Origin of the sequence: Duganella guangzhouensis, from assembly GCF_009674535.1 — a bacterium.
GTDB lineage: Bacteria > Pseudomonadota > Gammaproteobacteria > Burkholderiales > Burkholderiaceae_D > Rugamonas > Rugamonas guangzhouensis.
In genome coordinates, this window is record NZ_WKJK01000006.1 from 361,132 (window position 1) to 368,462 (window position 7,331).

The following is a 7,331-nucleotide window of genomic DNA, read 5'->3' on the forward strand; positions in this document are numbered from 1 at the left end:
ATGGCCCTGCTTTCTTTCCTGTTTCCGCCGAAGCCCAAGACCGCCACCGCGGCCAAGGAGCGTCTGCAGATCATCATCGCGCGTGAGCGCAACGGCCGCGCCGGTCCGGACTTCCTGCCGGCGCTGCACAAGGAACTGATCGAGGTGATTTCCAAGTACACCAAGGTCAATGCCGACGACATCAAGATCTCGCTGGACCGCCAGGGCAACCTGGAAGTGCTCGATGTGAACGTGGTCCTGCCGGACGCGTGATCAGGCGGGCCGGTGCACGCCGGCCGCCACCAATTCCTGCGCCACCCTGACACAGGCTTCCACGTGCTGGTAGCCAATCTGCCGGAACGCATAAAAGCCGATGCCGGCCGAGGCCAGCTGCCCGGCGAAGGGCACCAGCTTGCCGGCCTGCCGCGCCACCGCCTTGAAGCCGGTGCGGCGCAATAACTGGGTGACGACTTCGCGCGTCACCAGTTTCCCCACCAGCATGCCGCCGACGCCCATCGCCGCCTCGTAAGCGATGACGCGGAATCTCGGCTGCAGCCGCTCGATCTGCCGCTCGGACAGGCCGAACTCCTGATTGATGTCGTCAATTAACAGCGCAAACATGCGCAGGTCGGACACCACGTCCAGCCCGGGAATCGGCACTGCGGCCACACCGGCCGACACCATGGCGCGGCGCCGCACCAGCTGACGGCAACGTTCGCGCACGGCATCGATGTCGCGCGCCGAGGCCGGCACCAGCGTCCAATTTGTGTCTTTTTTGCCGCTCATCACCCCTCCCGGCCTGCCTTGACGATTCTTTCCATTTTTCAACTAGTGCATTGAATTCAGCGTTTTTCCAGTGTACCGTGTATTCAATATGCGGTCGCGCACAGGGAATGCAAGCATTGCCAAGATGTTACAATTGATGTCTCACAGAAAAAATTTTTGGCGTTTTTGCTAAGAAATTTGTAAATCTCTGTTATATTTGGAGTGACTTCTCCTTAACATTTTCGACAGGCAGCAGCATGAGAATCGCCGTACTCGACAACGACCGCAGCCAGGCCGACCTGATCTGCCAGGTGCTGACCTCGGCCGGACACATCTGCCACAGCTTCCAGACCGCCAAGGACGTGTTGGCCCAGTTGCGCAAGGACAGCTACGACATGCTGATCCTCGATTGGCAAGTGGTCGACATGGGCGGTGCCGAGGTGCTGCGCCGGGCCAAGGAAAAGCTGCCGGACAACGCCCCGGTGCTGTTCCTGACCACCAGTTCCGGTGAAGACGACATCGTCGCCGGCCTCGCCGCCGGTGCCGACGACTATATGATCAAGCCGCTGCGACGCAGCGAGATGGTAGCGCGGGTGCAAGCCCTGCTGCGCCGCGCCTATCCGGCGCAAAACGGCGCCGAACAGCTGCAATTCGGTCAATATGTGTTTGAAACCCGCCCCGGCCGGCTGCTGATGGACGGCATAGTGTTGGATGTAACCCACAAAGAGTTCTATCTGGCACTGCTATTTTTCCGCAATATCGGCCGTCCGCTGTCGCGCGCCTACATCCACGAAGCGGTGTGGATACGCGAAACCGCCGTGCCGTCGCGCACCATGGACACCCACGTCTCGCGGGTCCGCAACAAGTTGCAATTAAAGCCAGAAAACGGCTTCCGTCTGGTCCCCGTCTACAGCTATGGTTACCGCCTGGAAAAACTCGGCGCCTGACCTTCCGTATGGAAAGCGTTCCTGCCTTTGGGCAGTCCCACGGGCAACATGAAGGCAGTAGGGTTATAATGACCGCGTAATTAATGCCTCTGGACCCGAAATGCAGCTGCTTGCCGTCGGCCTCAACCACAACACCGCACCGGTCTCGCTACGCGAGCAGCTGGCGTTCGCCCCTGACCAACTGGCGCAGGCGGTGATGGCGGCGCGTTCGTGGTTTGAACGCATCGACCATCGCGGTTCCGACGAAGCGGCCATTCTGTCCACCTGCAACCGCACCGAGCTGTACGCGGCCAGCACCGCACCCGACCCGCTCGATGCCGGCGCCCATTTCCTGGCCGATTTCCATAAACTGAACTACGCCGAGCTGCGTCCGCATCTGTACATGCTGCCGCAGCACGACGCGGTGCGCCACACTTTCCGCGTCGCCTCCGGGCTGGATTCGATGGTGCTGGGCGAAACCCAGATCCTGGGCCAGATCAAGGATGCGATCCGCACCGCCGACGAAGCCGGCGGCCTCGGCACTTATCTGCACCAGCTGTTCCAGCGCTCGTTCTCGGTGGCCAAGGAAGTGCGCAGCACCACCGAAATCGGCGCCCACAGCGTATCGATGGCGGCCGCCGCCGTGCGACTGTCGCAGCGCATCTTCGACAAGATCGCCGAACAGAACGTGCTGTTCATCGGCGCCGGCGAGATGATTGAACTGTGCGCCACCCACTTCGCGGCGCAGAACCCGAAAACCATCACCATCGCCAACCGCACGCTGGAACGCGGCGAAATGCTGGCGCACCGCTTCGGCGGCCGCGCCATCCGCCTGGCCGATCTGCAGGACAAGCTGCACCAGTACGACATCGTGATTTCCTGCACCGCCTCGTCGCTGCCGCTGATCGGCCTCGGCATGGTGGAACGCGCCATCAAGGCACGCCGCCACAAACCGATGTTCATGGTCGACCTGGCCGTGCCGCGCGATATCGAGCCGGAAGTGGCGCGCCTCAACGACGCCTTCCTGTACACCGTCGACGACCTCGGCAAGGTGGTTCAGACCGGCATCGAAAACCGCCAGGCCGCCGTGGCCCAGGCCGAAGCCATCATTGAAACCCGGGTGCAATCCTTCATGCACTGGATCGACGACCGCGCCGTGGTGCCGGTGATCCAGCATCTGCAGGAAAACGGCGAAGCGCTGCGCCAGATGGAACTGGAACGCGCCCGCAAGATGCTGGCCAAGGGCGAGGACGTCGACGCCGTGCTGGAAGCACTGTCGCGCGGCCTGACCGCCAAATTCATGCACGGTCCGCAGCAAGCGCTGCACCGCGCCCAGGGCGAAGAACGCGCCCACCTGGCAGAGATCCTGCCACCGATGTTCCGCGGCCGCCGTTAGCGGCGCCCGCTTGCGGCTCGCTCGCCGCCCCTCCGCACTCCCCTCGCCGCCCGCGCGCGGCGCCTGCTTCACCCTCTGAGAACACCTATGAAACCATCCATGCTGGCCAAGCTCGATCAACTGGCGAATCGCCTGGTCGAACTCGATGAATTGCTGATGTCCGAAGGCGCCACCAACAATATGGACGCCTACCGCAAGATGAACCGCGAACACGCCGAAATCGGCCCGCTGGTGGCGGTCTACAAGTCCTACCAGGAAGCGCTGGCCGACATCGAAGCGGCGCAGGAGATGCTGGCCGATCCCGACATGAAGGACTTTGCGCAGGAAGAAATCGACAGCGCCAAGGCCCGCACCGCCGAGCTGGATCTGGAACTGCAGAAAATGCTGCTGCCGAAGGACGCCAACGACGAGCGCAACATCTTCCTCGAAATCCGCGCCGGCACCGGCGGCGACGAGTCGGCGCTGTTCGCCGGCGACCTGCTGCGCATGTACACCCGCTTTGCCGAGCGCAATCGCTGGCAGGTGGAGATGGTGTCGGAATCGGCGTCCGATCTGGGCGGCTACCGCGAGGTGATCGTGCGCCTGGTCGGCAACGGCGTGTATTCCAAGCTGAAGTTCGAATCCGGCGGCCACCGCGTGCAGCGCGTGCCGGCCACCGAAACCCAGGGCCGCATCCACACCTCGGCCTGCACGGTGGCGGTGATGCCGGAAGCCGACGAGGTCGAAGACGTCAACATCAACCCGTCCGAGCTGCGCATCGACACCTACCGCGCTTCCGGCGCCGGCGGCCAGCACATCAACAAGACCGACTCCGCCGTGCGCATCACCCACCTGCCGACCGGCATCGTGGTCGAGTGCCAGGACGACCGCTCGCAACACAAGAACAAGGCGCAGGCGATGAAGGTGCTGGCCACCCGCATCAAGGACGTGCAACTGCGCGAGGCGCAGGCCAAGGAAGCGGCCACCCGCAAGAGCCTGATCGGTTCCGGCGACCGCAGCGAACGCATCCGCACCTACAACTACCCGCAGGGGCGCATGACCGACCACCGCATCAACCTCACGCTGTACAAGCTGGACTTCATCATGGACGGCGACCTGGCCGAAATGACCAATGCGCTGATCGCCGAGCACCAGGCCGAACTGCTGGCGGCGCTGGGCGATAATTAAAAGTGATTAATCGCGGCCTAAGGCTGAATTGGCAACTTTGTGCGAGAATTCCCCGATTCTTCCAAGGACTCTGACATGATACATACCCGCTCCCTGCTGCTGTCCATCGCCATCGCCGCCTTCGGTCTGATCGGCGTCGCCCTGTACCTGCAGCACGGGCTGGACATGCTGCCCTGCCCGCTGTGCGTGATCCAGCGCTACCTGTTCATCGCCATCGGCGTGTTCGCCCTGATCGGCGCCTACACCAGCAAGCCCAAGGCGCTGGCCGGGGTTGGCCTGCTGGCCGCGCTGGGCGGCCTGGGCACCGCCGGCAAGCACCTGTGGGTGCTGGCGCATCCGGGCCTGTCGTGCGGCATCGATCCGATGGAGACCTTCCTCAACAAAATCCCCACCGCCACCGCGCTGCCCTTCCTGTTCCGCGCCGACGGCCTGTGCGAGGACGCGCTGGCGCCATGGTTCGGCCTGTCGATTCCACAATGGTCGTTCCTGTGGTTCGGCCTGTTCACGCTGGCGCTGGGCTGGCTGCTGGTGCGCCGCGTACGATGATCACCACGCTGGATGCGATTCAGGCCGGCGTCACGCTGGCCGCGCTGCAACGCCAGTCGCTGCTGGACGCGCTGGATAACCGCGTGCTGCTATGCCACGCGCTGCAGCTGAACCGCATCGCCCTGATCACCCAGTCCGAGCGCGCGCTGAGCGAAGACGAAGCGCAGCGCTTCGCCGCGCTGGTGCAACGCCGCCTGGATGGCGAGCCGATCGCCTACATCGTCGGCCAACGCGAATTTTTCGGCCTGCCGTTTGAAGTCGGCAGCGCGGTGCTGATACCGCGTCCCGACACCGAACTGCTGGTCGAACTGACGCTGGAACGCCTGCCGCCGCAAGGCCGCGCGCTCGATATGGGCACCGGCAGCGGCGCCATCGCGGTTGCCGTGGCCCACAGCCGGCCCGACGCCGACGTCACCGCGCTCGACGTCAGCCCCGAGGCGTTGGCGGTGGCACGCCGCAACGCCGCCGCCAACAACGCCCGCGTCACCTTCCTGCACAGCGACTGGTACGCCGCCATACACGATGCCGCACCGTTCGACATCATCGCCTCCAACCCACCCTACATCGCCAGCGGCGACCACCACCTGTCCGAAGGCGATTTGCGCTACGAACCGCAAAGCGCGCTGACCGACCACGCCGACGGCCTGTCGGCGCTGCGCACCATCATCGCCGGCGCGCCGGCCCACCTCAGGCCGCAGGGCTGGTTGCTGATGGAACACGGCTACGATCAAGCGGAACAAGTGCGCGCGCTGCTGACAGCAGCCGGCTACGCCGAGGTGCAAAGCTGGCGCGACCTGGCCGGCATCGAGCGCGTCACAGGAGGCCGTCTCGCGGCCTGATCTGCAGGCGCCGGCGTAGCGCCGACAGCAGCATGGCCGGCGGCGCCGGCTTGTACAGCACCTCGATGAAATCCTCCGGCCGCGTCGGCGGCAGCAGCGCATGCAGCAACACCGGCGGCGCTTCCTCGCGCGGCCAGATATCCCACACGCTTTCGTCGGCACACAGGATCAGCGCCGGATCGCGGTCCGCCGGCTCGTACTGCACGTCGAACTCGGCGCTTTCCAGAATCTCGCTCAGATAGTCCTGCATCGGCTGATGCGGCTCCAGCAGCAGGATGGCGTGACCGGCGCCAAACGGTTCCGGCCAGTCGAAGTGCGGCGCCGGCGGCATCGCCTCCTCTTCACACGCCAGCGGCATGCTGACCTCGAAGCGCAGCGCGTCGCCGCTCTGCTGCAACTGGCCGCCCATGGCGCGCACCAGATGCGCCGCCACCATCACGCCGGGCAAGATGCGTTCGTCGGTCAGCGAGGCGGTCACCGCACTCCAGGGGCCGTCCGGCTGGCCGGCCTGGAACTGCAGCCGCAGCGCCGTGCCGCTGCACCCCGCCTGCAGCGCCAGATGGCCGCCAGAGTGATCGCGCAGGCGCGCCATCACCTGGGTCAGGCGGCGCGCGTCCAGCAATGCCAGCGCAGGCAGCTCGGCGCTGTCATGCTTCACATGCCGCATCAACGCATGCAGATAAGCCGGCGCCGCCGCCAGCTCGGGCGGTTGCAGCTCGTAGCGCGCGCATTCCTGCAGGTCGGACAGCCATTCCAGCTGACGCCGCGCCTCGTGCTCCAGCGTGTGCAAATCGATAAAGCCGGTACTGGCGCTGGTGGCGATGCGCGCCAGCGGCGCGCGCAGGTCGTGGTTCAGCGCCGCCAGCAGACGGGCGCGGATGCGCTGGGCTTCCACCTTGCTGGTCACGTCGACACGCCCTGGCGGCGCAGCGCCTGACGGTAGGCGGTGGGCGTGCTGTCGGTCTGCTCGCGGAAGGCGGTGGCAAAATTGGCCGCGCTGCGGAAGCCGGTCTGCTCGGCGATCTGTTGTACGCTCAGGTCGGTGTCGGCCAGCAGTTGCCGGCCGCGCCGGATGCGGGCCTCGCCCAGATAGCCGAACACGGTGCTGCCGACATGGTGGCGAAACGCCGCCGACAACCGTTTTTCATAGGTGCCGAGCGCGCGCGCGATGCCGGCCAGCGTCAGCGCCGTGGCCAGGTTGTCATCGATCAGGCGCATCGCCGCTTGCGCCAGCACTTCCTCGGGGTCGTGCTGGGACGTCGTGGCCGGCGGCGTCAGCGCACTGCGGGTGGCGGCGGCGCGGCGCAGCCCGGCCAGCTCCAGGTGGATCCGCACCCGCGCGAACACTTCGGCCGGATGATAGGGCTTGGCGACAAAATCGACCCCGCCCATGGCCAGCCCGGCCACGCGCTCGTCCGGTTCGTCCAGCGCGCTGAGGAAGATCACCGGGATGTTGCGGGTGGCCGGATCGGCCTTCAACAGCCGGCAGGCGGCAAAACCGTCCACGCCCGGCATGCAGACGTCGAGCAGGATCAGGTCCGGCGGCGCCGCCAGTGCCGCCTGATAGCCTTCCATGCCGTCGCTGGCGACGCGCACGTGGTACAGCTGGCGTCGCAGCAAATCGGTCAGAAAGCGCAATTCCTCCCGTTCGTCGTCGACGATCAGGATTCCCGGCCTGGCTTGTTCGATTGTCGGCAAGGCGAGTATGGCGCA

9 protein-coding genes are annotated in these 7,331 nt (G+C 65.4%); 6 read left to right on the plus strand and 3 right to left on the minus strand.

Features of this window, described 5'->3' with window-relative positions:
* A complete protein-coding gene (minE, locus tag GJ699_RS14260; RefSeq protein WP_154377244.1) occupies nt 1-252 on the plus strand; it encodes a cell division topological specificity factor MinE in 252 nt (83 codons plus the stop codon).
* Here the strand turns inward: minE and GJ699_RS14265 are convergent, their stop codons facing one another.
* Nucleotides 253-765, minus strand: coding sequence for a hypothetical protein (locus GJ699_RS14265; protein WP_154377246.1), 513 nt, complete (start codon nt 763-765; stop codon nt 253-255). It abuts the gene before it with no gap.
* A gap of 236 nt (nt 766-1,001) precedes the next feature.
* Between GJ699_RS14265 and GJ699_RS14270 the strand changes: the two genes are divergently transcribed.
* From GJ699_RS14270 to prmC, 5 genes are all read left to right on the plus strand, one after another.
* The gene (locus GJ699_RS14270; protein WP_154377248.1) at nt 1,002-1,691 is read left to right on the plus strand and encodes a response regulator transcription factor; all 690 of its coding nucleotides are present in this window, start codon (nt 1,002-1,004) and stop codon (nt 1,689-1,691) included.
* 100 nt (nt 1,692-1,791) lie between these two features.
* Nucleotides 1,792-3,066, plus strand: a complete 1,275-nt coding sequence (gene hemA / locus GJ699_RS14275; protein ID WP_154377250.1) for a glutamyl-tRNA reductase — start codon at nt 1,792-1,794, stop codon at nt 3,064-3,066.
* Nucleotides 3,067-3,153: 87 nt separating this feature from the next.
* Entirely contained in the window at nt 3,154-4,233 is a 1,080-nt protein-coding gene (gene prfA / locus GJ699_RS14280; RefSeq protein ID WP_154377252.1) for a peptide chain release factor 1, read from the plus strand.
* 75 nt (nt 4,234-4,308) lie between these two features.
* The gene (locus tag GJ699_RS14285) at nt 4,309-4,779 is read left to right on the plus strand and encodes a disulfide bond formation protein B (RefSeq protein ID WP_154377254.1); all 471 of its coding nucleotides are present in this window, start codon (nt 4,309-4,311) and stop codon (nt 4,777-4,779) included.
* Nucleotides 4,776-5,618, plus strand: coding sequence for a peptide chain release factor N(5)-glutamine methyltransferase (prmC, locus tag GJ699_RS14290; protein ID WP_154377256.1), 843 nt, complete (start codon nt 4,776-4,778; stop codon nt 5,616-5,618). Before GJ699_RS14285 ends, prmC begins: the two co-directional genes overlap by 4 nt.
* On the opposite strand, the gene GJ699_RS14295 is transcribed toward prmC, so the two are convergent.
* Both GJ699_RS14295 and GJ699_RS14300 read right to left on the minus strand, forming a co-directional pair.
* Nucleotides 5,593-6,525 carry an ATP-binding protein gene (locus tag GJ699_RS14295; RefSeq protein WP_154377258.1) on the minus strand — a complete coding sequence of 311 codons (933 nt, stop codon included), beginning with the start codon at nt 6,523-6,525 and terminating at the stop codon, nt 5,593-5,595. The genes prmC and GJ699_RS14295 overlap by 26 nt on opposite strands.
* Nucleotides 6,522-7,316, minus strand: a complete 795-nt coding sequence (locus tag GJ699_RS14300) for a response regulator (RefSeq protein WP_229262098.1) — start codon at nt 7,314-7,316, stop codon at nt 6,522-6,524. Before GJ699_RS14300 ends, GJ699_RS14295 begins: the two co-directional genes overlap by 4 nt.
* Nucleotides 7,317-7,331: the final 15 nt, after the last annotated feature.

Bases quoted from the DNA above. Each gene is read 5' to 3' on its own strand.
- minE (WP_154377244.1), top strand. From the start codon at position 1: ATGGCCCTGCTTTCTTTCCTGTTTCCGCCGAAGCCCAAGACCGCCACC.
- GJ699_RS14265 (WP_154377246.1), bottom strand. From the start codon at position 765: ATGAGCGGCAAAAAAGACACAAATTGGACGCTGGTGCCGGCCTCGGCG.
- GJ699_RS14270 (WP_154377248.1), top strand. From the start codon at position 1,002: ATGAGAATCGCCGTACTCGACAACGACCGCAGCCAGGCCGACCTGATC.
- hemA (WP_154377250.1), top strand. From the start codon at position 1,792: ATGCAGCTGCTTGCCGTCGGCCTCAACCACAACACCGCACCGGTCTCG.
- prfA (WP_154377252.1), top strand. From the start codon at position 3,154: ATGAAACCATCCATGCTGGCCAAGCTCGATCAACTGGCGAATCGCCTG.
- GJ699_RS14285 (WP_154377254.1), top strand. From the start codon at position 4,309: ATGATACATACCCGCTCCCTGCTGCTGTCCATCGCCATCGCCGCCTTC.
- prmC (WP_154377256.1), top strand. From the start codon at position 4,776: ATGATCACCACGCTGGATGCGATTCAGGCCGGCGTCACGCTGGCCGCG.